Annotated in this window: 23 protein-coding genes and 1 tRNA gene; 8 read left to right on the top strand and 16 right to left on the bottom strand. The window is 25.2% G+C overall.

Annotated elements, in window-relative coordinates; genetic code table 11:
- Positions 1–55 precede the first annotated feature (55 nt).
- The 9 genes from gap to EGD97_RS00080 all read right to left on the bottom strand — a co-directional run bounded on the left by gap (position 56) and on the right by EGD97_RS00080 (position 8,661).
- On the bottom strand, positions 56–1,066 hold the full coding sequence (gene gap / locus EGD97_RS00120) for a type I glyceraldehyde-3-phosphate dehydrogenase (RefSeq protein ID WP_078681124.1): 1,011 nt from the start codon (positions 1,064–1,066) through the stop codon (positions 56–58).
- Positions 1,067–1,147: 81 nt separating this feature from the next.
- The gene (locus EGD97_RS00115; protein ID WP_127836287.1) at positions 1,148–2,191 is read right to left on the bottom strand and encodes a sugar-binding transcriptional regulator; all 1,044 of its coding nucleotides are present in this window, start codon (positions 2,189–2,191) and stop codon (positions 1,148–1,150) included.
- Between the two features lie 143 nt (positions 2,192–2,334).
- Positions 2,335–3,708: an RNA polymerase factor sigma-54 gene (gene rpoN / locus EGD97_RS00110; RefSeq protein WP_205693938.1), complete on the bottom strand. Its 1,374-nt coding sequence runs from the start codon at positions 3,706–3,708 to the stop codon at positions 2,335–2,337.
- A gap of 209 nt (positions 3,709–3,917) precedes the next feature.
- Positions 3,918–4,250: a thioredoxin family protein gene (locus EGD97_RS00105; RefSeq protein ID WP_127836285.1), complete on the bottom strand. Its 333-nt coding sequence runs from the start codon at positions 4,248–4,250 to the stop codon at positions 3,918–3,920.
- A gap of 47 nt (positions 4,251–4,297) precedes the next feature.
- Positions 4,298–5,221: a thioredoxin-disulfide reductase gene (trxB, locus tag EGD97_RS00100; RefSeq protein ID WP_127836284.1), complete on the bottom strand. Its 924-nt coding sequence runs from the start codon at positions 5,219–5,221 to the stop codon at positions 4,298–4,300.
- A gap of 45 nt (positions 5,222–5,266) precedes the next feature.
- Positions 5,267–6,106: a DegV family protein gene (locus EGD97_RS00095; RefSeq protein WP_127836283.1), complete on the bottom strand. Its 840-nt coding sequence runs from the start codon at positions 6,104–6,106 to the stop codon at positions 5,267–5,269.
- Between the two features lie 19 nt (positions 6,107–6,125).
- Complete coding sequence (gene trmL / locus EGD97_RS00090; RefSeq protein WP_078681130.1) at positions 6,126–6,593, bottom strand: tRNA (uridine(34)/cytosine(34)/5-carboxymethylaminomethyluridine(34)-2'-O)-methyltransferase TrmL; 468 nt, start codon at positions 6,591–6,593, stop codon at positions 6,126–6,128.
- Between the two features lie 96 nt (positions 6,594–6,689).
- On the bottom strand, positions 6,690–7,514 hold the full coding sequence (locus EGD97_RS00085) for a Cof-type HAD-IIB family hydrolase (protein WP_078681131.1): 825 nt from the start codon (positions 7,512–7,514) through the stop codon (positions 6,690–6,692).
- A 106-nt stretch (positions 7,515–7,620) separates the two neighbouring features.
- Positions 7,621–8,661, bottom strand: coding sequence for an N-acetylmuramoyl-L-alanine amidase family protein (locus EGD97_RS00080; protein ID WP_127836282.1), 1,041 nt, complete (start codon positions 8,659–8,661; stop codon positions 7,621–7,623).
- 355 nt (positions 8,662–9,016) lie between these two features.
- Between EGD97_RS00080 and EGD97_RS00075 the strand changes: the two genes are divergently transcribed.
- The 4 genes from EGD97_RS00075 to hsp18 all read left to right on the top strand — a co-directional run bounded on the left by EGD97_RS00075 (position 9,017) and on the right by hsp18 (position 13,705).
- Positions 9,017–10,678, top strand: coding sequence for a sensor histidine kinase (locus tag EGD97_RS00075; RefSeq protein WP_127836281.1), 1,662 nt, complete (start codon positions 9,017–9,019; stop codon positions 10,676–10,678).
- Positions 10,679–10,701: 23 nt separating this feature from the next.
- Complete coding sequence (locus EGD97_RS00070) at positions 10,702–11,397, top strand: LytR/AlgR family response regulator transcription factor (RefSeq protein WP_078681134.1); 696 nt, start codon at positions 10,702–10,704, stop codon at positions 11,395–11,397.
- A 107-nt stretch (positions 11,398–11,504) separates the two neighbouring features.
- Entirely contained in the window at positions 11,505–12,941 is a 1,437-nt protein-coding gene (locus EGD97_RS00065; RefSeq protein WP_078681135.1) for a carbon starvation CstA family protein, read from the top strand.
- Positions 12,942–13,264: 323 nt separating this feature from the next.
- The gene (gene hsp18 / locus EGD97_RS00060) at positions 13,265–13,705 is read left to right on the top strand and encodes a heat shock protein Hsp18 (protein ID WP_127836280.1); all 441 of its coding nucleotides are present in this window, start codon (positions 13,265–13,267) and stop codon (positions 13,703–13,705) included.
- Positions 13,706–13,795: 90 nt separating this feature from the next.
- Here hsp18 and EGD97_RS00055 read toward each other — a convergent pair.
- Both EGD97_RS00055 and EGD97_RS00050 read right to left on the bottom strand, forming a co-directional pair.
- Positions 13,796–13,880: transfer RNA gene (locus EGD97_RS00055), tRNA-Leu, on the bottom strand.
- Between the two features lie 154 nt (positions 13,881–14,034).
- The gene (locus EGD97_RS00050) at positions 14,035–15,411 is read right to left on the bottom strand and encodes a VanW family protein (protein WP_127836279.1); all 1,377 of its coding nucleotides are present in this window, start codon (positions 15,409–15,411) and stop codon (positions 14,035–14,037) included.
- 151 nt (positions 15,412–15,562) lie between these two features.
- Between EGD97_RS00050 and EGD97_RS00045 the strand changes: the two genes are divergently transcribed.
- Positions 15,563–16,600: a M42 family metallopeptidase gene (locus EGD97_RS00045; protein ID WP_127836278.1), complete on the top strand. Its 1,038-nt coding sequence runs from the start codon at positions 15,563–15,565 to the stop codon at positions 16,598–16,600.
- 51 nt (positions 16,601–16,651) lie between these two features.
- Here EGD97_RS00045 and EGD97_RS00040 read toward each other — a convergent pair whose 3' ends face one another.
- Together EGD97_RS00040 and EGD97_RS00035 are read right to left on the bottom strand one after the other, a co-directional pair.
- Positions 16,652–17,743 (bottom strand): TolB family protein, encoded by a 1,092-nt coding sequence (locus EGD97_RS00040; protein WP_127836277.1) that lies wholly within the window; start codon positions 17,741–17,743, stop codon positions 16,652–16,654.
- A 108-nt stretch (positions 17,744–17,851) separates the two neighbouring features.
- The gene (locus tag EGD97_RS00035; RefSeq protein ID WP_127836276.1) at positions 17,852–18,664 is read right to left on the bottom strand and encodes a CPBP family intramembrane glutamic endopeptidase; all 813 of its coding nucleotides are present in this window, start codon (positions 18,662–18,664) and stop codon (positions 17,852–17,854) included.
- A 287-nt stretch (positions 18,665–18,951) separates the two neighbouring features.
- Between EGD97_RS00035 and gnd the strand changes: the two genes are divergently transcribed.
- The 3 genes from gnd (at position 18,952) to EGD97_RS00020 (ending at position 23,266) form a co-directional block, all read left to right on the top strand.
- On the top strand, positions 18,952–19,848 hold the full coding sequence (gene gnd / locus EGD97_RS00030) for a phosphogluconate dehydrogenase (NAD(+)-dependent, decarboxylating) (RefSeq protein ID WP_078681141.1): 897 nt from the start codon (positions 18,952–18,954) through the stop codon (positions 19,846–19,848).
- Between the two features lie 29 nt (positions 19,849–19,877).
- Positions 19,878–21,353: a glucose-6-phosphate dehydrogenase gene (zwf, locus tag EGD97_RS00025; protein ID WP_228201944.1), complete on the top strand. Its 1,476-nt coding sequence runs from the start codon at positions 19,878–19,880 to the stop codon at positions 21,351–21,353.
- A gap of 113 nt (positions 21,354–21,466) precedes the next feature.
- Positions 21,467–23,266, top strand: coding sequence for a stage V sporulation protein D (locus EGD97_RS00020; RefSeq protein ID WP_078681143.1), 1,800 nt, complete (start codon positions 21,467–21,469; stop codon positions 23,264–23,266).
- 275 nt (positions 23,267–23,541) lie between these two features.
- On the opposite strand, the gene EGD97_RS00015 is transcribed toward EGD97_RS00020, so the two are convergent.
- The 3 genes from EGD97_RS00015 to EGD97_RS00005 form a co-directional block, all read right to left on the bottom strand.
- Positions 23,542–23,721, bottom strand: a complete 180-nt coding sequence (locus EGD97_RS00015; protein WP_078681144.1) for a MarR family transcriptional regulator — start codon at positions 23,719–23,721, stop codon at positions 23,542–23,544.
- Positions 23,722–24,044: 323 nt separating this feature from the next.
- Positions 24,045–24,437, bottom strand: a complete 393-nt coding sequence (locus tag EGD97_RS00010) for a hypothetical protein (RefSeq protein ID WP_078681145.1) — start codon at positions 24,435–24,437, stop codon at positions 24,045–24,047.
- A 251-nt stretch (positions 24,438–24,688) separates the two neighbouring features.
- The gene (locus tag EGD97_RS00005) at positions 24,689–25,093 is read right to left on the bottom strand and encodes an HNH endonuclease (protein ID WP_407643111.1); all 405 of its coding nucleotides are present in this window, start codon (positions 25,091–25,093) and stop codon (positions 24,689–24,691) included.
- Positions 25,094–25,410: the final 317 nt, after the last annotated feature.

The raw sequence follows: 25,410 nt of genomic DNA, 5'->3' as shown, positions 1-25,410 counted from the left end.
AGGTCTGGGTTTATAGCCCTAACTACAAAACCAGACCTATATATTATATTTTTAATTATAATCTATCAGCTACGTATTTAGTTAAATCAGCTAATCTATTTGAATAACCCCATTCATTGTCATACCAGGAAACAACTTTAACCATGTTTCCACCTATAACCATTGTAGATGGAGCATCAACTATAGAAGATCTTTCATCTCCTCTAAAGTCCATAGATACTAATGGTTCTTTTTCTATTCCAAGTATTCCCTTCATTGGTCCATTAGCAGCTTTTTCGAATGCAGCATTTACTTCTTCTACTGTTACTTCTCTTTCTAATTCAGCAACTAAATCTGTGCATGAAACTGTTGGAGTTGGAACTCTTAATGAAAATCCATTTAATTTTCCTTTTAATTCTGGAAGAACTAATGCAACTGCTTTAGCAGCTCCAGTTGTTGTAGGTATCATGCTTTCTGCTGCTGCTCTAGCTCTTCTTAAATCTTTATGTGGACCATCAAGTATTCTTTGGTCATTTGTGTATGAATGAACTGTTGTCATAAGACCTTTAACTATTCCAAATTCTTGATGAAGAACTTTAGCAAATGGTGCTAAGCAGTTTGTAGTACATGAAGCATTTGAAATTATGTTATGGTTAGCTGGATCGTATTTATCTTCATTAACCCCCATAACTATTGTTATATCTTCATTTTTAGCTGGTGCTGATATAAGAACTTTTTTAACTCCAGCCTGTTCCATATGTCCTTTAGCTTTTTCAGCATCTGTATAGAATCCAGTTGATTCTATAATTATTTCTGCTCCAACAGAAGCCCAAGGAATATTTTTAACTTCTTTTTCAGCAAATATTTTTATTTCTTTTCCATCAACTATAATGGAATTGTCTGTAGCTTCTACAGTTCCATTATACTTTCCAAATAAGGAATCATACTTTAAAAGATGTGCAAGTGTTGCTGGAGTAGTTAAATCATTTATAGCAACAACTTCTAGTTCATTGCCATAATTTTTAACTAATGCCTTAAACACATTCCTTCCTATTCTTCCAAAACCATTAATACCAACTTTTACCATTTGATATTACCTCCTATGAAATATAATAAATTATATATATAAAATATAATTTGACTAAATTTATAAAATATACTATGAACATTAGATAGTTTGCTCTTTTTTATTCAAAATATTAATAATTTCTAAAGCAGCACCTTCATCTGTTATAAGAGTTGTGTTGTTTATACTTTTTAAAGCTGAAATTATAGCTTCTCCCTTGGATTTTCCTGCTGCAACAGCTATTAAATTATTAATATTTTTTAAAAAATCATGTTCAACTATTATTGTGGATGCACAGTATATTACTTCTCCATTATTATTAAAATAATATCCTAAAGCTTCTCCTACTGCACCTTTTCCCATAAGGCTTTTTATTTTGTCATCATTTAAGCCTCTTTTTTGAGCCATTATATCTGCTCTTCCTATACCATATATTAATATGTGTGAATTTTTAACATTTTCTATAACTTCTTTTACATCTTTTTCATTTAAAAGAGCACTTAAAGCATTACTGCTTAAGTTATCTGGCACATGCAAAAGTTTATAATTAGCTCCTATTTTTTGTGCTAAATTAGCAGCAAGATTATTAGCCTGAACTTCTAAACTTCTTCCCATGCCACCTCTTGCAGGTACAACTAAAATATTTTTAAAACTGCTTATATTAGAAATATTATCTATAACTGACTTTATAGTAGAACCACCAGTTAAGGCTATAATGGAATTATCTTTTAAAAGTTCTTTTATAAAATTAGATGCTGCCTTACCAAGTTCTGAAAGAACAGTTATATCTTCATCTGCATTTCCTGGAACAATAATAACATTTTTTAAATTCAAATATTTTTTTATGTAACTTTCTATTTCTGAAAGACCTTTAAGCTCATGTATAAAATCCTTAAGTTTCTCTAATACGTCAATACCTTCAGAAGTTAGTGTCATACCTGGAGTATTTATACTTATTAAATTTTGATTTTTTAAAAAATTTATTTCATTTCTTACAATTCTTTCAGATATTCCTAAATTATTTGCAAGGATTCTTCTTCCTATAGGACTATTATAATATATAGTCCTCAAAATATCATATCTTTTTTGAAGAAGTTCTAATGTTTCAGGAACAAGCTTTTGTACGGATTTTAATACATCATGCAATAAAAACACCTCTTTGGTCAACAGACGTCCCAGCTGTTTGCTTCTTGTCCCACTTCTATTATAAATTAAATACTAATTTTTTTAAATTAGTATTTAAAAAAAAATTGTAAATAAAGTGTGAACAAAAAATTTTTTTGTAATATTTAAAATCTTTTTCTTTTACTTGAAGATTTTATATTCATATCTTCTCTATATTTTGCCACTGTTCTCCTAGAAATATTCATACCTTTTTTATTTAATATATTACATATTTCTTGATCAGAAAGAGGATTTTTTTTATCTTCTTTATCAATAAGTTCTTTTATTTCTTTCTTTACAATATTTGTAGATATTGTTTCATCTTTATTGCTGCTTAAAATTACTTTATTAGTAAATAAGTCTTTTATTTTTACTAATCCTCTATTTGTATTTATATATTTATCTTTTATAGCTCTGCTTACTGTAGATTCATTCATATCAATTTTTTCTGCTATATCTTTTAAAGTCATAGGTTTTAAATATTTTTCTCCATAATCAAAATATTCTTTTTGAATTTTTACTATTTCAGAAAGAACTTTATATATAGTGCTTTTTCTATGTTCTATACTTTTCATTAAAAAAAGTGCATTATTTATTTTTTCTTTAACATAACTAATAGCATCTTTATCTTCATTTAATTTTACTATTTCTTTGTAGTTTTCATTTATTATTAATTTAGGCAAAACATTATCATTTATTATTATATGATACTCTTCACCTATTTTTCTAATATAAGCCTCTGGTACAATAAAGCTTATCTCTTCTCCTGTATAAAACCCACTAGAAGGCTTAGGATTAAGAGATTTTATTATATCTTCATAGTATTGAACTTCTTTTAGGGAAATATTTAATGCTTTAGAAATATCTGAATATTTATTTTCTGCTAAATTCTCTAAATAGTTATTCACTATTGTATATAATTTTTCATCTTCATATTTTTTTCTTTTTAGTTGAAGTATTAAACATTCTTTAATATTTCTTGCAGCTATTCCTGAAGGATCAAGGCTTTGAACAATATCTAATGCTTTAGCTGCATCATTTTTTTCTATATTAAATTGTTTTGATATTTCATCAATTCCAATTTCTAAATAACCTCTTTCATCTAAATTATTTATAATATATTCACATACAGGCTTTAGGTAATCCTTTACATCTATGCCAATAATTTGATTTATTAAATATTCTCTTAAAGTTAATTTTTCTGAAATAAAATTAAAAGGTGAGATTTCATCTTCATTATTGTTTTTTTCATTATAATTATGACTATAATTATCAAACTCAAGATACTTGATTAATTCTTTATAATTAACTATATCTTTATCGTCATATGTTTGTAAATTTTCATTATATTCAGCTTCTAAAACAGGATTTTCCAATACTTCGTTTTCTATGTGTTCTATAAGTTCTAAGCTAGACATTTGTAAAATTTTTATTGATAATTGCATCTCTTGAGTCATTATTAATTTTTGCTCTTGAGTTAGATTTAAGTTAAAATTAATATCCATATTATCCTCACCTCACTTTATCTTTTTAAAATATTATAACATATTTTAAACATATTTTTAAGGACATAGCCAAAAGCTATGCCCTTTTTTAATTATATTTTATCTTTTTATACATATTTTTGTTATAATTTTGTTTATTATTTTTGTCATATTTTATTTTAAATTATTAATTTTTAAATGATAATTTTTAAAATCTTTTCATATTAAATATTATCATAAACAATTTTAATAAAGTTTTCTACATCTTTTATACTTTTTATTTTATCTGGAGTAATAGTTTTATATTTTTCTCCATTTTTATATATTATCATAGTAGGAAGTCCTAAAACTCTTTGAGATATTGCAAGTTTTCCAAAAGCAGAAGTATTTAAACTTGCAAACTTTATCTTGTCTTTATACTTTTCTTCTAATTTATGCACCTCTGGCATTAAATTTTTACAAATTTCACATTTATCTCCCCAAAAATCTACAAATACTGGTTTTTCTTTATAATTTATAACTTCTGATTCAAAATTTTCATTGTTAAGTTCTATCATACTTTAATAAACCTCCTTAGAAATAAATTTTACATAATAATTTATTCCTAAAACTCGTTTTCTAAATAATGTTCTGCATTGGTTGCAGCAATAGCTCCATCTGCAGCAGCTGTAATAACCTGCCTTAAAGATTTTACTCTTATATCACCTGCTGCAAATACTCCTGGAATGTTTGTTTTCATTTCTTCATCTGTAATTATATAACCTGCTTCGTTCATTTTTATTTTATCTTTAAATAAATCAGAAATAGGTTCATAACCGACAAATACAAAACATCCATCAACTTTAAGATTAGATTTTTCTCCTGTTTTTACATTTTTAATAATTAATCCTTCAAGTATTCCATCCCCTATTGCTTCTTCAACTACAGAATCATATATTACTTTAATTTTAGGATTATTAAACACTTTTTCTTGTATAGATTTTACTCCTCTAAATTTATCTCTTCTATGAATTATAGTTACACTTTCTGCAAACTTTGTTAAATATATAGCTTCAGTTAATGCTGAATCTCCACCTCCAACTACAGCTACATTTAAATCAGTAAAAAAGTCAGCATCACATGTAGCACAATAAGAAATTCCTCTTCCTCTTAACTCTATTTCATTTTTAAATCCTGCAAGTTTAGGTGAAGCACCAGTTGCTATTATTACACTTTTGGCTTTATAAATATCTTTATTACCTTTAAGTTCTTTAATTTTTGATGTGAAATCTACCTCTAATATTTCATCTTTTTCAAATTTTGTTCCAAAATCTTCAGCTTGTTTTCTCATTCTTTCAACAAGCTGTGGTCCTGTACAATTTTCTATAGATCCTGGATAATTTTCAATTTCATCTGTTGTTGCTGTTTGTCCGCCAAATTTAGAACGTTCAATTACTAATGTATCCATCTTTGACCTTGCAGCATAAATAGCTGCTGAAAGCCCTGCAGGACCTCCTCCAATTATTACAATATCATATATATTATGCATTTTTATTGCACTCCTTCTATAATCTTATAAAAATATAAATTTATGTTAATACTTTTCTATAAAAAATAATCCACAAGCTCCAGTACCAGAATGAGTTCCTACTACACAACCAACCTCAGTTTCTATAAATTCAATTTTTTCTGTAATAAGATTTTCTTTTAATATTTCTAGAATATTTTTGTTTTCTGCCTGCACTAAAGCAACAGTTTCACCACTTTTTATACCTTTTTCTTTTAAATAATCCCATATAACTTTTGCTGCTTTTTTACTTCCTCTTACCTTATCAAATACAATAATTTCTCCATTTTCTATAGTTATTATTATTCTAATATTGAGAATTCCACCTATTACTCCTGCTGTTTTAGAAAGTCTTCCACCTTTAACTAAATTTTCTAAACTTTCAAAAGCTACTGCACTTTTTACATGAGGTATAATTTCTATAATTTTTTCTTCTATTTCTTTTATTTTAAATCCTTCCTTAACTAGCTTTGCCGCTTTAATTACCAAAAGCCCAAGACCAGAAGTAACATTAAAGCTATCTATAACAATAATATCTTCACTTCCAATCATATCTTTTGCTATACAGGCTGATTGATAAGTTCCGCTTAATTTTGAAGAAATATGTATTGATATTATTTTATATCCTTCTTTTATGTATCTATTATAATATTCATAAAAACACTGGGGATTTATTTGTGATGTAACAGGTAATTCATTGCTTTCTTCCATTTTTTTTAAGAATTCATTAAGTTTTATATCTATCCCATCTTTATAACTTTCTTTTCCAAAATGCACTGTTAAAGGAATTACTTCTATATCATATTTTTCTACTATATCTAAAGGTAAATCCGCTGTGCTGTCTGTTATAATTTTTATTTTTTCCACAAATACTACTCCTTTTTTATTATTTCATGTTTGGAAAGTTCATTTGTCTTAAAGCTTCATAGGCCAAAATAGCTACAGTATTTGATAAATTAAGAGAGCGGGTACTAGTCTCAAGCATTGGCACTCTTATTAAATTATCTAAATTACTATTTCTTATATAGTCTGGAAGCCCTGAAGTTTCTCTACCAAAAATAATAAAGTCTCCCTCTTGATATGAAACTTGTGTATAATATTTTTTCCCTTTAGTTGTTGAAAAATAAAAATTTCCTTCTTTATATTTATTTCTAAAATCTTCATAAGATTCATGTATTTCTAAGTCAAGATACTGCCAATAGTCTAATCCTGCTCGTTTTAAATGTTTTTCATCTAAACTAAATCCTAAAGGTTTTATAAGATGAAGTTTGGAATTTGTAAGTACGCAGGTTCTTGCTATGTTTCCAGTATTTTGAGGAATTTCAGGTTGAAACAAAACAATATTAAGATTCAAAATTTTTCCTCCTTTATAATTTTTAATTATATTTTTAATAATTTATATATTATATTATGTAATATCTTTAGTAAAGCTTTTATTTAACTTGGTTTATTAATTATTTAATATAAATTTTTCAATTGCTTTTGCAACACCATCTTCATCATTATTATCTGTAATAAAATCTGCTATATTTTTTAGTGTTTCCTCAGCATTTCCCATTGCTACTCCAAGTCCTGCATATTTTATCATAGATATGTCATTTTCATTGTCCCCTATACACATAATTTCTTCCCTTTTAATTCCATAAAATCCAGCAAGTACTTCTACCGCTCTCCCTTTTGAAACTCCTTTGCACATAATTTCAATATTATTAGAAGATGAGCTTACCACTTCAAACTCATCATGTTGTTTTAATTCTTTTTTAGCTGCTTTAATTTTTTCTAAATCATCATCAATAGCAATACATTTTATAATACTATCACCATATTTTTCAAATATACTGTCCCAGTCTTTTGACACCTGAATTTTTATTTTCCATTTTTCAGGTAATTCTTCATTTTGTTTACTGTAACCCTCTGAAGAATATATAATTTTTTCAGTAAAAATTATATCTGGTGCATTAAAATGGGGATATATATCATATTTCTTTAATATATTTAATATTTTATTGCATTTTTCTTTACCTAAAACAGATTTATAAATAACTTCATCTCTATCTTTTTCTTTTATATAAGCTCCATTTAATGCAATAATTGGAACTTTTACTCCTATTAAATCTCCATAATAAGCAGCAGAAGTATATACTCTTCCAGTACAAATAGTAACTTTTACTCCTTTTTCATGAGCTAATTTTACAGCTTTTATATTTCTATCACTGATTTTACCATTACTATTTAAAAGTGTTCCATCCATATCTAAACATATAAGTTTATACATAAATTCAGCTCCCTTTTATATATTACTTAAATAATTATATTATATATATTTAGTTAATGCAAAAACACGGGATCCCCCGTGTTTATCTTTAACTAATAAGTGTATTTTATTCTTTTGCTTTATTACTTTCTAAATATTTATCGATTCCATTTGCAATATTTTTTGCGAAATTTTTCAAAACACTCTCATCTGTTAATTTTCTTCTATCTTCTTGATTACTTAAAAATCCACATTCCAAAAGAACACTAGGCATTTTAGTTTCTCTTAAAACTTGAAAATTTTCTTTAATTATTCCTCTATCTTCCCAATTATCATCTTTAATCAATTCTGACTGCATTGTTTCTGCGAGCTTAATTCTTTCTTCCTTTTGATATCCATCAATATCATAATAATACGTAGATACACCTTTATATACACTGTCTTCATTAAAATTAATATGAACAGATATAAATAAATCTGCCAAAGCAGCATTTGCTATTTTCCCTATTTCACTTAATTCCAATAATCTATCATCTTCTCTAGTCTTAACTACCTTATATCCTCTATATCTTAATTCATCGGCTGCATAATCAGTAATTTTTAAAGTTATATCTTTTTCATAAATTGAGCCAACATTTGCTCCTATATCCTCTCCACCATGCCCTGCATCTAAAACTATGGTATTTTTATATGGATTTTCTTTTTTCGAAATTAAAACTATAATTTTTTTTGAATTAGATTTATCTAAATATACAAAATTATTTTTATTAAAGTTCTTTTTTACCTTAATTTTTAAATTGTCATCATATTTTTCATAAAAAATATCTTTAACTTCTTTATCGCTACCTCTTAAATTTAATTTTAAAATGTCATCTTTTTTTAAATTTATCTCAATAAAATCTCTTAAATCTTCAAAATCAACTGTATCGTTATAATTTTTAGTATTAATAGTAATCTTTTTAAAATAATTATTTTCTTCTAAAGTTATACTCCCATTTTTATCAGAAGTTAAGACTATATTATTAGATAATGTGGATAATGTATTAGCAGGCTTGTCCTTTATTCCAATTACATGTTTACTTATTGAAAGGAATATATTTATTATAATTAATATAAATACACAACACCAAAATGTAAATAATTTTTTATTTGCAACTCTGACTTTCATATTTCACCTCTATAATAGCTTTATAATTATAATAACATTATTATAGATAACCAAATTTTAATATATCTCTTTACTAAAATAATAGTGATTTATGCTAAAATAAAAAATATTTAGTGCTTATATTATTATTTTAGTAAATTCTAATTCATTTTGGATATCTATAAATTAATATTTAATAATAAACTTATTTATATAATATTATATTATTTTTAAAAAATCAATTTTTAGCTTGTAATTTTTTCATATGATAAAATATATTTACTGATTGTATATATTTTACTATACTATATTTAAGTTCAATTTAAGTTTTATTTTGCATATTTATAAAAAATTTAATTTAGGAGTATAAGATAATATGATATATTTACTTAAAAATCTTATAACTAATTTAAGTTATATAATTTTTATAGTTTTTATTATTTCAAATGTATCAATATTTAAAAATATAATACAAAAAGAACAACTAAAAAAATTAGATCTTTTTATACTATCTATAACTTTTTCTATATTTGGAATAATAAGTACTTATATGGGTACAGATGTTAATGGTGCAATAGCTAACACAAGAATTATAGGAATCATTGCCGGCGGAATACTTTATGGTCCCTTTGTCGGAATAATATCTGGTATAGTTACCGGTATTCATAGATTTATTTATGATATAGGTGGTATAACTTCAATTCCTTGTGCAATAACTACAATTCTTTCAGGTTTTTTCGCTGCTTATATATACAAAAAATGTAATAAATTTAATAAATGGTTATATGGTTTTATATGTGGTTTTATTACAGAAAGTATAGAAATGTTTCTTATACTCATAATGTCAAAACCTTATTCTAATGCTCTTTCCATAGTTAAAAGTATATATTTGCCAATGAGTTTTACGAATGCATTGGGAATATCATTTTTAATTATTTTAATAGAAAAAACATTAAATGAAAAAGAACAAATAGCTGCAAAACAAGCACAATTAGCACTTGAAATAGCAAATAAAACTCTACCCTATTTTAGAGATATTAATAAAAATTCTTTAAGCAATATATGCTCTATAATAAAAGATTCTACTGGAGCTGCTGCAGTAGAAATAACTGATAAAAATACAATACTTGCTCATGTAGGTCTTGGCTATGATCATCATAAAATTGGAAATTCAATACAAACTGCTGCTACAAATCAAGTTATTAAAAATGGTTCTATGAAAATTTTAAATTCTGCTAATGAAATACAATGTTTTTACAAAAATTGTCCTTTAAAATCTGTAATTATTCTTCCAATTAAAGATGGCGATGAAGTTAAGGGAACTTTAAAATTATATTATTCTAAAGAAAATGGTATATCTTATACAAATGAAAAATTAGCTATAGGTTTATCTCAAATAATTTCAACTCAACTTGAAATTAGTAAAATAGGCAAACTTAAAGAAATGGCTGCTAAAGCTGAAATCAAAGCACTTCAAGCTCAAATTAATCCTCATTTTTTATTTAATGCTTTAAACACTATAGCTTCCTTTATAAGATTTAACCCAAATAAAGCTAGAGAACTAATAATTAATTTATCTTTTTATTTAAGATACAATATGGAAAAAATAAATACATTTGTGGAGTTAGAAAAAGAAATTGAACAAGTAAAAGCTTATGTAGAGATTGAAAAGGCACGATTTGGTAATAAAATTAATATAATTTATGATATTGACAAAAGTATAAAAATAAAAATTCCTTCTCTTATAATACAGCCTTTAGTAGAAAATTCAATAAAACATGGAATTTTAGAAGGCTCTGGCTATGGTACTGTAAAAATTGCAGTAAAAAAACATAATTTAAAAGATGTTATAATAATAGTAGAAGATGATGGTATAGGTATTCCTAATCATATAATTAACAGTATATATAGTAATAATATAAAAGAAAATAAAATTGGACTAGCCAATGTAAATAATAGACTTAAGCTAATATATAATAGCAGCCTTATAATAGAACGTCTTAACACAGGAACGAAAATAAGTTTTATTATTCATTAAATAAAAAGGAGAGTTAAATATTTATGAATTGTATAATAGTTGATGATGAATTACCTGCTATACAAGAGTTAAATTATTTTATAACTAATTTTAGTTCAATTAAAATAGTAAAAACTTTTGATGACAGCATAAAAGCTTTAGAATTTATACAAAAAAATTTTATAGATGTAATTTTTCTTGATATAAGTATGCCAAAACTTGATGGATTATCTTTAAGTAAAATTATAAACACACAAAATATTAAACCTATATTAGTATTTATTAGTGCTTATAAAGATTATGCCTTGGATGCTTTTGAAGTATCTGCTTTTGACTATATTTTAAAACCATATTCTGAAACTAGAATAATTCACACTTTAAATAAACTTGAAAAATCTTTAAACTCTAAATGTAATAAAATAACTTTATGGAAAAATGGGAAACTCATTGTTATTAATATAAAAGATATATATTACTGTAAAGCTAATGAGCATGAAGTACTTATTTATACTAAAGATAATGAATATAAAACTAATTCAAGTATAAATGAATTTTATAAAAAACTTCCCCAAAATATTTTTTTTAAATGTCATCGTTCATATATTGTAAACTTAGAAAAAATAGTAGAAATAATACCTTGGTTTAATAATACCTACATATTAAAGCTTAAAGGAATAGATGCTGAAATACCTGTTAGCCGTAATAATATGTCTTCATTTAAGCAATTAATGAGCATATAAATGTATTTTATGTGCTCTTTTTTGTATTTGGTGCAATAAGTTATGTAAACATATACATAACTTGTATAATTAATATATAAAGTATAATTTTACAGGAGGTATTATAAATGATATCTTTTTTCTTATCTATTATTGCTTTACTTTTAGGATATTTTTTATACAGTAAGGTAGTAGAAAAAGCTTTTGGTGCAGATGATGGCATTCAAACTCCAGCAGTTAGAATTAATGATGGTGTAGATTATGTGGTTATGCCTGCTTGGAAAATATTTATGATACAATTTTTAAACATTGCAGGTACTGGACCTATATTTGGTGCTATTGCTGGTGCATTATGGGGGCCTTCTGCATTTTTATGGATTGTTTTAGGCTCTATATTTGCAGGTGGTGTACATGATTATTTATCAGGAATGCTTTCAGTTAGAAATGATGGTGCAAGTATACCAGAGGTGGTTGGTAAATATCTGGGAACAGGATTTAGAAATTTTATGAGAATTTTTTCAGTTATAGTTTTAATACTTGTAGGTGTTGTTTTTGTAACAACTCCAGCAAATCTTTTAGCTTCACTAACTCCTAAAGCCCTTGATACAACTTTTTGGATTTATGTAATATTCATTTACTATATTTTAGCAACCATGCTACCAATAGATAAACTTATAGGAAAAATTTATCCTATATTTGGTATTTGTCTTTTAATAATGGCATTAGGAGTTTCTTCTGGTATAATATTTAAAGGATATAAAATTCCTGAAATTACCTTATCTAATCTTCATCCAAATGGTCTTCCTATATGGCCATTAATGTTTATAACTATAGCTTGCGGAGCTATTTCTGGATTTCATTCAACTCAATCACCAATTATGGCTAGATGTATATCTTCAGAAAAACAAGGAAGAAAGATATTTTATGGAGCAATGATAGCAGAAGGTGTTATTGCTTTAATATGGGCAGCAGCTGCAATAGCTTTCTTTGGAAGTACTGGAGAATTATCAGCTCAAATGAATGCTCACGGCGGACAAGGATGGGTTGTAAGTACTATATCAAAAACTCTTCTTGGTAAATTTGGTGGTATTCTTGCTATTCTTGGAGTTGTAGCTTGTCCTATAACTTCAGGAGATACAGCTTTTAGAAGTGCAAGGCTTACAATTGCCGATTCATTAAATTTCAAACAAAATTCATTGAAAAATAGATTTGCAATTACTATACCATTATTTGTAGTTGGATTTATATTAAGTAAAATTAATTTTGATATACTTTGGAGATATTTTGCATGGTCAAATCAAACATTGGCTATGATAGTACTTTGGGCTTCATCTATGTATTTAGCTCTAAGAAAACAATTCCATTGGATAGCTACAATACCAGCTACGTTTATGACTGCGGTTTCTATAACTTATATATTAGTTGCTCCAGAAGGATTTAAACTTGCAACTTCAATAGCATATCCTATTGGCATTATAGTTGCTATTGCTGCTCTTTCTATATTCTTAATAGCAGTAAATAAAAAAATGCAAAATTCTAATATAAATAATCAATTTAAAGCATAAATATTTATAAGTAATTTTCATATCCTGCAGATATTTTAAATCTCTGCAGGATTTTTATATATTTATATTTTACTAAAAAGTTATATTAATTCTTAAAATTTATACCCATAATTTTTTATTTTTTATAAAATGAAACTAAATTTGGCTAAAATATCTAGTTTATTTCAAAATTTTTAGGTTAAAATGAACTATGTAATTAAAACATTATATATTTTTTAATATCATAATAAATCTTTTGTTTTTAACTTTGACTTTCTTTGACTTTTGTTTTATTATAAAACTGTAAACAAAAGATATATTAAAAAATTAGGAGGGATTTGAGAATGTTTGAGATGATACCATTTAGAAAAAATAACTTAAGTAAAAAAGATGATTTCTTCCCACAATTTTTTAAGAGCTTTTTTGATGATGATTTCTTTACTGCATTAGATACTATGCATGGAAACTTTAGGGTTGACTTAAAAGAAAATGAAGGAAATTATATAATAGAAGCAGATTTACCTGGAGTAAAAAAAGAATCCATAGATATAGATTTTGAAAATAATTATTTAGTTATAAGTGCTAAAAGAGAAGATGCTTTAGAAGAAAAGAAAGAAAATTTTGTTAGACGTGAAAGATATTATGGAGAATTTAAGAGAAGCTTTTATATAGATAATGTAGATGAAGATAAAATAAGTGCTACATTTAAAGATGGTGTTTTAAAAATTGTTCTTCCAAAATTAAATAAAGGCAATGATAAAAAGAAAAAGATAAATATAGATTAAATTAAATAAAAATATCCTTTGGCTTAGCCAAAGGATATTTTTATTTAATTTTTATTTAATTTATATTTAACTGTTTATTTAACTTATATTTGGTGCGGATAACAGGATTCGAACCTGCATGGAATTACCCGCTGGAACCTGAAACCAGTGCGTCTGCCAATTCCGCCATATCCGCTAAAAATTTATTCCTTATCTTTTTATATAATAACATAAATTTTATTTAAAGAAAATATTTTTTATTTATAAAAATTAAATGATTCATTGTAAAATTAAATGCTTATTTTTTAAGATAGCAATATTTAATGCAACAACCTATAAAAATCTTATTTTTATGCTGCAACAGGCTTCTTTTTTGTTCCTCTTTTTATTACTCCATCGATTTTTTTATAAGTTTCTGTATATAATTTTTCTTTTTTTATAAGTTTTCCATTTTCATAAGTATTTCTGTATACATTAACTTTATATCCAGTAATTGGTTTTGTAATTACTTCTTTATATCCTTCATACATATTAGGATCGTCTATATACTTAATATTTGGTTCAATGGTATCTTGAATTTCACTTACTAGATCGTAAGTTTTATTAGACAAAGTAATATCCGAATATATATTAAAAGTTACATTTTTATTTTTTACATATCCTTCTATATATATAGGATATTCCAATGTATTTTTAAATTTATAATCTATACTTCCATAACTTACAGTTGCATCTAGTCCTGGTGCTACATAATTTGATGGAAGAGAATGATGCCTTCTTTCAATATAATTTATATTAGCCCTCATTATAGCATTATATAATGTAGTAGAAACTTGACATATTCCCCCTCCTATACCTGAATCTAGTTGATTATTTATAATAACTCCAGCCTCTTTATAACCTTTAGCTATAGTTCTTTCACCAACTACATCATTAAAACTAAAACTTTCACCAGGAAGTAGTAATTTTCCATTTATAGCTTTTGTAGCTAAAGTTATATTATTGACTCTGTTATCATTAGATTTAGCAAAATTTGTAGTAAAAGATGATATTTTCGTATTTACCTTTGAAAGCACATCTTTAGTAATAGCTGCTTGTACTTTTTCTACAGGAGCTTCTATTTCAATATTTTCTAATATTCTATTTTTAGCTAAATTATTAATAGAATTAATTATGTCTTTTTCTAATTTCTCAGTATTTAATTTTTCTCCTTCTATTTCTGGAGTTATAGAAAATTTACCACTACTTATCATTTTTAAAGAAGCATTAACAGGTGATTTATTTATATCTCTAGCAATATCTGACACAAACTCTTTTATATACTTTGGGTCATAAGTAAATTCTAATTTTAATTTTTTATCAATAGGATTTTTTATTAATTTATATTTTTTAAAAATATTGTAATTTTTACCATATTCAAAAGCTTCATTTACTGTTTCTTCAATATTATACTTAGCATTTAATTTTGAATAATTAATATTATAATTTTTATTTTCTTTTTTAATATTTATCTTTTTATTTAAAATTTCATCACTATATTTTTGATGTATTATATCCAATGCTTCTTTCTTAGTTTTACCAGATAAATTTAAATTTTCAATAAATACATCTGGGAATATTAAATTTTCATATGGTTTTATAATATTATTTATATGTATATAAACCGCAGTAATTCCAGTAATTACAAAAGCGGAAATTAAACCTGTAATTATGTACTTTTTTTTCATATATACACCTTCTTTCTTATTTAAATATTATACTATAAAATATATTGATTTCATATATTTAAATACATTTAATCACTCTTTTTTTAAATTAGTTTATATTTTTTAGAATTTATGCTAACATTAATCTTAAAATAACTTAAGAGGTGGTATAATGAAATATGATTTTAATAGTATTAAATATTTTCTTGAAAATTTATTAAATATCCCAAGTCCTACAGGAAATACAAATGCAATAATAAATTTCATAAAAAAAGAATTAAATTCTATGAATGTTTCTTACAGTTTAACTAATAAGGGAGCTTTAATAGTTACATTAAAAGGTAAAAACAATGATTATCAAAGAACTTTTTCTGCTCATGTAGATACTTTAGGTGCAATGGTAAAATCAATTAAAAATAACGGTGCTTTAGCTCTAGTCCCTTTAGGTGGTTTTACAATGTCATCTATTGATGGAGAAAACTGTTTAATAGAAACTATAGATGGAAAAACTTATACTGGTACTATACATAATATAAAGCCATCTGTGCATATAAGTGGTCAGGAAGCTTATGATATAAAAAAAGTCCCTGAAAACATGGAAATTATTTTAGATGAAAAAGTATCATCTAAATCAGACACTGAAGCCTTGGGAATAAATGTAGGTGATTTTATAAGTTTTGACACAAGAACTATTATAACTGAAAAACAATTTATAAAAAGCAGACATTTAGATGATAAAGCTAGTGTTGCAATACTTTTATATGTTATAAAATATTTGTCTGAAAATAATATTCTTCTTCCATATACAACAAATTTCTTTATAAGTAATTATGAAGAAGTTGGACATGGTGCCGCTGCTTCAATTCCTGAAAATACAAAAGAATTTATATCAGTAGATATGGGAGCTCCTGGACTTGACCAAAATTCTTCAGAATATGCTGTATGTATATGTGCTAAAGATTCTTCCGGTCCTTATGATTTTGAATTAAGAAAAAAATTAATACAAACTTGTATAAAAAATAATATAAATTATAAAATAGATATTTATCCTTTTTATGGTTCTGATGCTTCTGCTGCATTAAAAGCTGGGTATGATATTAAAGCAGCACTTATAGGACCTGGAGTATTTTCTTCACATTCTTATGAAAGAACTCATATGGATGCTATTATAAACACCTTGGATTTAGTCATTAAATACTCAATGGAATAGTAAACTTACCCCATCTGCAAAAGAATGGGGCTTTTTTATAAATATTTTTGTTTAACGTGCTAATAAATCAGGAATCTGTACTTTTATAAGCTCAAAATAACCTTTACTTGAATTATATATAGAAATATAAAGTGATTTATTATCTTTTGACCAAAGAGTATCAAAATAAGCAATTTTAGATACAATTAAAAAATGCTGCTCCGTTTTTAAGTTGTTTGTCTGTTTAGCCCATTCTTCTATTTCTTTATCCTTATTTTCAAATTCTTCTTTAGTAAGTTTAAATTTATTTTTTGTATTATTAGTCTCAACAATAAACACATTTGAGTATTCTTTATCTACGAATAAATTTTTCTTTTCTTTTATATTTGCATATGGCACTGTTTCTTTTTCATATTTTGTATAGCTTATATATTTACCATCATTTGAAAAAGAAGCATATTTCCCACTATCAATTAATTTTTTATCTTTAGTTTGTAAATTCATTAAATATAAATTTTCTCCCATTTCATATATTAAAGTTTTTCCATCTTTAAAAAGTACTGGATTATATCCTTCTGTAATTTTCATATCATTTTTTCCATCTTTAGATATCATATTAATGGAGGGATTTTCTTCTATAAATCCCATTCCATCTTCTTTTGAAATAAGTTTAGTTTTAAAGTAAATTAAATCCCCATTAGACATAAAATTAGGTTTTGCAAAAGAAATATTAGGCTCCTTAGAACTAATTATTTTTTTTATGCTGTTCTCAGTAATATTTATTAAGTATATACCATCATTCCTTGCAAATGCTATAATATTATTATCTTTTTCATAATATACAGGATTATAACAATTTCCTAAATTAGTAAGCTGCTTGACATTATTTTTTATTAAATCTATTTCATATATGTCATCTCCAGAACTATATAAAATTTTATTTCCATCTTTATTTAAACAAGGTGTAAAATATGTTCCTTCTAATGTCATTAAAGATGATTCTAAATTAGAATCTTTTGAAGCTACACTAGCTTTAGTATTTTCTGTATTTTTTGTGTATTCATTTGCACTACTATTTTTATGTATTTTATTAATACTTATAAAAAGGGAAATACCCATAATTATTATTACTGATAAACTATATTTTAAAAATTTTTTATTCAAATTACCACCAGACTTTCCTTGTCATTCTATTATTATCTTTCCAAGGAAATCTAATTTTATCCATAAAAAAACTAAAACCTATAAATTTTATAAGTTTTAGTTTTTTTATTAATTATACTGATTTACATGAGTTAATCTATATAGGTGCTTAAGCCCTATAAAAAATACTAAAATTCCAATTAACATATAAACTAAAATATTTACATTAATAAGAAGCTTACTCATAATTAAACTAGAGCTGTTAAAAATCATGTGTATTAAAATTGATGCCCATAAAGAATCAGTCCAAACATAAGCAATACCTAAAAATATTCCTAAAATTGAAGCATATATAAATTGAAGCATATTAAAATGATATATACCAAATATAAGAGCTTGAAGTATAATTGCTAAGTTTAAATTCATATTTCTTCTAAGTTCATTGAAAACTAAGCCTCTCATTAAAATTTCTTCAAAAATCGGCACAAAAATACCAACAGTTAAAAATGTTAAAATGAAATTATTCCCTCCCATTATAGAATTTATAACCTGGTTATGAGAAGGAAACCAGGTATCAACAGGAACAAAATTTAAAATTCCATCAATAATCATATTAACTCCAAATCCTAATAAAGCTATAGCGGCTATCTTTTTTATGCTTATAATCTTAAATTTGCATTCTTTAAAAATATTTTTCTTTTCTAAAGAAAATATAAGAATATAAACAATTAAACTCAATATTATAGAAATAAGTATAATTTTACTTGTATTTTGAGAAATTAAATTTTCAATATCACTAGATTGCAATTGAAAACTTTTCGTATATAAAACCTGCTTAAATATTAAAGCTATTAAAATAATATATCCCGCAATAAATTGCATTATCATATATGTTCCTAAATATGAAAGTATAAGTCCCATCATTTTTAATATTCTTTTCACAATACTTCACCCCGCCAAATTTAAAAATGTACTTATTTTTGTAAATTAACTTTATTATATCAAAACTATATAATAAATCATATTATTTATTTTTATTATTTATTTTTATTATTTATGTTTTATTTTTAATATATTAATAATAAAATTATATTAATAATTTTTATTAATTAACTATATACATGAAATAATAATTATTATATAATATTATATATTATAATTATAGGTATTTATAATATTAATATTGGAAACTATAATATAAATATTCTCAAGGAGGATTTTATTAAATTATGAGATTTGGATTAATTGGTCTTGGAAAAATGGGTTTTAATCTTGCATTAAATGCAAGAGATCATGGTCACGAGGTTGTCGTATATAATAGGAGTTCTCAAAAAATTGATGAAGCTTCTAAAGAAAATTTAATACCTGCTTATACTATAGAAGAATTAATAAATAATATTAATGGAAGAAGAATAATTTGGCTTATGGTTCCTGCTGGAGAAGTTGTTGATGAAATAATTGAAAAACTTTTACCTCTACTTAATGAAAAAGATATAATAATCGATGGAGGCAATTCATTTTATAAAGATACTTTAAGACGATATACGTATCTAAAATCCAAAAATATAGATTTTGTAGATGTTGGAACAAGCGGAGGAATAAGCGGAGCAAGAAATGGAGCCTGCACTATGATTGGTGCTGAAGATGAAGTATTTGAATATATAGAGCCTTTAATAAAAGATATAAGTGTAGATAATGGGTATTTGCATACAGGCAAAAATGGTTCAGGACATTTTGTAAAAATGGTTCACAATGGTATAGAATATGGAATGATGCAAGCTATAGGTGAAGGTTTTGAAATTCTTCAAAAAAGCCAATTTGATTTAAACTATAAAGAAGTTGCAAGAGTTTGGAATAATGGTTCTGTAATTAGAAGCTGGCTTATGGAACTTGCCGAAAATGCTTTTAAAAAAGATGACAATTTAGACAATATTAAAGGCATAATATACTCTTCAGGCGAAGGGCTTTGGACTGTTCAAGAAGCTTTAAGTCTTAAAGTTCCAGCACCAGTAATTACTTCTTCTTTACTTTATAGATATCGTTCTGAAATGGAAGATACTTTTTCTGGTAAAGTAGTAGCCGCTTTAAGAAATGAATTTGGAGGCCATGCTGTAGCCAAAAAATAATTTTGCGAATTTTGAAAGAAGGTGATATTTTGGACACATCATGTATACTGGTTATTTTTGGAGGTACTGGAGATTTAACACATAGAAAACTTCTCCCTGCTATATATAATCTTAAACGGAGCCAAAATCTTCCAGATAATTTTGCTATTGTATCTATAGGAAGAAAAAATTTAAGTAGCGAAGAATATAGAGAGCAAATATATCTTTCATTAAAAAAATATTCTAAATATATAATTGAAGATATCCACTGGGACGATATTTCTAAAAGACTTTTTTATAAAAATTTTAATTTTAATGATATAAAAGGTTATTCTGAACTTAAGACTTTCTTAGAAGAACTGGATAAAAAATATAAAACCTCTGGAAATAGAATATTTTATTTAGCTGTTGCTCCAGAGTACTTTGATTTAATAACAGATAATCTTCACAAAGAGGGTTTAGTAAAAAACACTTCATCTTTTCAAAGACTTATCATAGAAAAACCTTTTGGACGGGATTTATCTTCAGCACGTAAATTAAATCGTAAAATTACAGAAGTTTTTAGTGAAGAAAATATTTATAGAATTGATCACTATTTAGGTAAAGAAATGATACAAAGTCTTATGGTATTAAGATTTGCAAATTCTATATTTGAACCCCTTTGGAATAATAAATATATAGATAACATACAAATATCTTCAAGTGAAACAGTAGGTGTAGAAAATAGAGGTGGATACTACGATGAAGCCGGAGCTTTAAAAGATATGGTTCAAAATCATATGTTACAGCTTTTAACATTATGTGCTATGGAACCACCAATAAATTTAACTTCTTCTTCAATCAAAGATGAAAAAGTTAAAATACTTCGTTCATTAGAAAAAATTACACCCGAAAAAATAAGTAAAGATATTATACGTGGACAATATATAAGAGGAATTGTAGATAATAAAGAGGTTTTATCATATAGAGAAGAAGATAAGGTTTCCCCTGTTTCAAACACAGAAACTTTTGTAGCTTTAAAACTTCATGTAGAAAATTTTAGATGGGCAGGAGTACCTTTTTATATAAGAACAGGGAAAAGAATGAAAAATAAATCTACTGAAATTGTTATTCAATTTAAATCTATGCCCAAAGTTTTATATGGCAAAAGTTCAGATGAAATATTACCTAATTTATTAGTTATAAGAGTTCAACCTATGGAAGGTATATTTTTTCAATTCAACACAAAAAAACCAGGAACTGAAAATATTATTATACCAGTACAAATGGATTTTTGTCAGAATTGTCAATTTGGAATAAATACCCCTGAAGCATATGAAAGACTTTTATATGATGCAATGAATGGTGATAGTACATTATTTACCAGCTGGGACGAAGTGGAATATTCCTGGAAATTCGTTGATATTATTTCTGATTATTGGAAAAATAATAATGAAACTCTTTATTATTATGAAAGTGGTAGTTTAGGTCCTCAAAAAGCAGAAGAACTTCTTTTAAAAGAAAATCATCATTGGTGGAATATATAAATTTTAATTTTATATTTATATAAATAATAATAAAAAAGCACTTATATATATTTTAAAAGTGCTTTTTTTGTTATAATATTTCTGATGCAAATTTTACGAAAGAAGGGAATACTTTGGCTGCAAAAAAATTTTCTATTAAAATTAGTCGAAAAAAAAGGCTGAAATTTACTTATTTTTTCTTAGTATTTATATTTTTATTGTTATTTATAAGATTATTTTACTTAATGGTTTTTACACCTGAAAAAATAATGCAAGTTGCAGCTAATCAATGGACAAGCGATATAGTTTTAGAAGCTAAAAGAGGAAATATATTAGATAGAAATGGTCATGAACTTGCAATAAGTGCTGATGTGTATAGAGTAGATTTAGATTTATTAGCTTTAAAACAAACTTTAAAAAAACCAGAAATGTCAGAAGAAGAAGTTCAAAAGGCATATGATGATTTAGCAGAAAAATTAGCTTCTATATTAAATATAAGTAAAGAAGAAGTACTTAAAGCTTTTAATAAAACATTAGACAATGGTCTTCCTGCAAGCTGGGCACCATTAAAAAGGAAAGTAGAAAAAGCTCAAGCTGATAAAATAAAAGCACTTAAAGTTTTTGGTATTTTAGTATCTTCAGATACTAAAAGATATTATCCTCGAGGGAATTTTCTTTCTCATGTTATAGGTATTATAAATGAAAATGGACAGGGTACTGGTGTAGAACAAACTTATAATAAAGAATTATCCGGAGAACCTGGAAGAATTATTTATGAAAGGGATAGTAAAAGCAACCAGCTTTTTTTTGAAAACTCCCGTTATACAAAGCCTGTTGACGGCAAAAGTGTTATGCTTACTATAGATGAAGTTATACAAGATTATGCTGAAAAAGCAGCTTCTAAAGCTATGACACAAAACAAAGCTCTTGGTGTATCAATCATGGTTATGAATCCTAAAAATGGTGAAATATTAGCTATGGTAAATAAACCCGATTTTAATTTAAATAATCCTTATGCCAATGGAAAAACTTCAGAAGAACTACAAAATATATGGAGAAATAATTCCGTTGAATATTCATTTGAACCAGGTTCTATTTTTAAAGCTGTAACAGCTGCAGCTGCATTAGAATATGGTACGAGTAAAGAAAATGATGAATTTATATGTAATGGAAGTACAAATGTTGCTGGTCACGAATTATTTTGTGCCAAAAAAACAGGACATGGAAAACAAAATTTTATAGATATTATAAAAAATTCTTGTAATGTTGGATTCATTGAAGTAGGGAAAAAATTAGGTAAAGAAAATTTATATAATTTCACTCGCAAATTAGGTTTTGGCGAAAAAACAGGAATTGATTTACCTGGAGAATCTTCTGGAATAGTAAAAACTCCAAATGATATAAATGATGTTGAATTAGCAACAATCTCTTATGGTCAGGGAATAGCTGTAACTCAAGTTCAATATATGGCTGCTTTTAACGCAATAGCAAATGGCGGCACTTTAATTACTCCTCATGTAATGAAAAACATAGTAAGTTATGATGAAAATGATAATATTGTATTAGAAAAAGGATTTAATAATTTTAATAAACGTGAAGTATTAGATAGTAAGATAGCAACAAATTTAAGAAGATATTTAGAAAAAGTTGTTTCTGAAGGAGGAGGCTCCAATGCTTTTGTAGAAGATTTAAATATTGCAGGTAAAACTGGTACGGCCCAAAAGGTTCAAAATGGAAAATATAAAAATAAAGCATATATATCTTCTTTTGTAGGTATGGCACCTTTTGAAGATCCAAAAATTACTTTAATTGTAACAGTAGATGAACCAAATCCTTCTAATTATTATGCTGCTCAAGTAGCGGCACCTGTAGCTAAAGAACTTTTTACAAATATTTTTAATTATATAACAATAAACCCTAAAGTTTTAGATTAAAATAATACTTACCTAATTTTATTTGTAATTAATAATAAAATATATATCTGTTTATAAATAATATGCAAGCAAAAAATAGCCGCAAATCAAGTGTTTTATTTAAACTTTATCAATGTTTAAATAAATAAAATCACTATAATTTGCGGCTATTTTTTGCAAAAGAACTTTTAAACTTTATTCAATGCTTATTATATATATTTTGTTTTTTATTTAATACAAACTATGCATAACTTATTTTATTATAAATCTTTATCTTAAATATTATATTAAAAAATTTAATTAACTGCACAATAAAAACATCTTTTAGGAGAATTAATTTTTTCTTCTTTTTTTAGCTCTTTAATAGCTTTGTCTACTAAAGCTTTATCTAAACCTGCTGCTTGAGCAATTTCCCCTGCTTTAAGCGGTTTAGATGATTTTTTCAAAGTATCTAATACAATTTCTTTTACGTCCATGTAATTATCCCCTTTCATTTCGTTTTTTTATATTATAACATAGATAATAATTTTTTTCCAGTAATATAAATTATTATTAATATTTTATTTATACTTTTAATTTTTTATTACTTATAAATTTTAAAAAATAAAGCATTAAAACTTAAACAATAACTTTTTCTCATTAAATTCTATACTTACGTCTAATTTAGATTATATGATGCTTTCTTTACTAATAAAGTTGCCGATTAATTTTTAAAAAAATATAGTCCTTATCATTTTTGTTTTGATAAGGACTATATTATATATAATTTAAATAATAATCAATCTCAAATATTTATAATTTATTGTAATATATCCATTTGATCTTTTCTATTCTCTTGTTTTTCATTTAAATTTTCAAGTGCTTTTGACTCCATATGATCTGCATTATGCTCTATATATCCTTTAGCAAATGTATAGTTTTTCTTTAAATTTTCTAACTGATCCTCTGTAGAATTTTTAGTATTATCTCCATATACTATTGCACTTTTAAGATTTTGAATTTGTTCTTCTCTTGCATTTTGTACTTCATATACATGATGAAGTCTATCTGGATCTCCTATATCTGAATGTTCTTCCAAATGTCTTTCAGTTCTTGTTTTATTTTCAACTAAATTTATAAGATCATCTACCCTTCTTTCGTTTTCACACTGCTTAATTTTTTGGCTTACTTGTTTATCTTTTTTATTATTCATAAGAATAACCTCCCTTGGATTAAAAAGACATATAATAAAAAATTTTTATATATTTAAAAGCTTAAATATTTAATAAAAATTTCTCATTAATATTGTTGCATTTTAAAAATCTTTAATACTCTTTAAAGATTTCCAAAAGAGAAAATTTATTTAAAATATTTAAAAAATTATTCAATTTTTAAATTACATATAAAAATTATAAAAAATAAAGGTGCTGTTGCAAACTAATTTCTATGTTGCAACAGCACCTTTTATACAGACATAACCATAATATCATAAAAATTTTCCAACATATATTCATTATATTTTTTATTTCCCATAAGTCTGTATATTATATCTTGTTTTTTATAACCTTCTTTATAAATTTTTAATTCTTTAAAAAATTTTTTAGCCTTAGTTTTATTAAGATTTAAAATATCAATAAGCTCTTCTTTATTATAAAAATCTTTATATAATATATTGTTAAGCTTATCCTGCATTTCAAGCTTATATTCTATATCTGTTTTATGATTTCTATGGGGTCCTTCTTTGCCTCTATGATGTTCTGGGCACAAATACTTATAATTTAAAAAAAAATCTAGTCCCCCTTCATTTTTATGAACAATGTGGTGAATGTCAGCCTGCCTGCCGCATATTTCACACTTATACAATAACACCCCTCCTAATATATTAAAAAAATAATTTAAGCATATTACTTTTTATTTTTATAAAATCCTATTAAGTAATTACATTATTTAATATAAGTTGTGAATTATCTAATAACATTATATCACATTTATACTGAAATTTTTATATTATTTAAAAAATTCCATCAAAACAATATAGTTTCTATATATTTGAAAAAATATTATAATATATTCAAATATATTGTAAATTAATTTCCATTAAACACTTTATAGTGTTTAAAATTTGTATTATCATTATAAATATCAATATTATAATCATTAATAAAAATGTTTTTGTGTAATAATAT

The organism is Clostridium prolinivorans (genome assembly GCF_004011155.1).
Lineage (GTDB): Bacteria > Bacillota > Clostridia > Clostridiales > Clostridiaceae > Clostridium_AT > Clostridium_AT prolinivorans.
The sequence above is the reverse complement of the archived record's forward strand: the minus strand, read 5'-3'. Positions and strand labels throughout refer to the sequence as shown.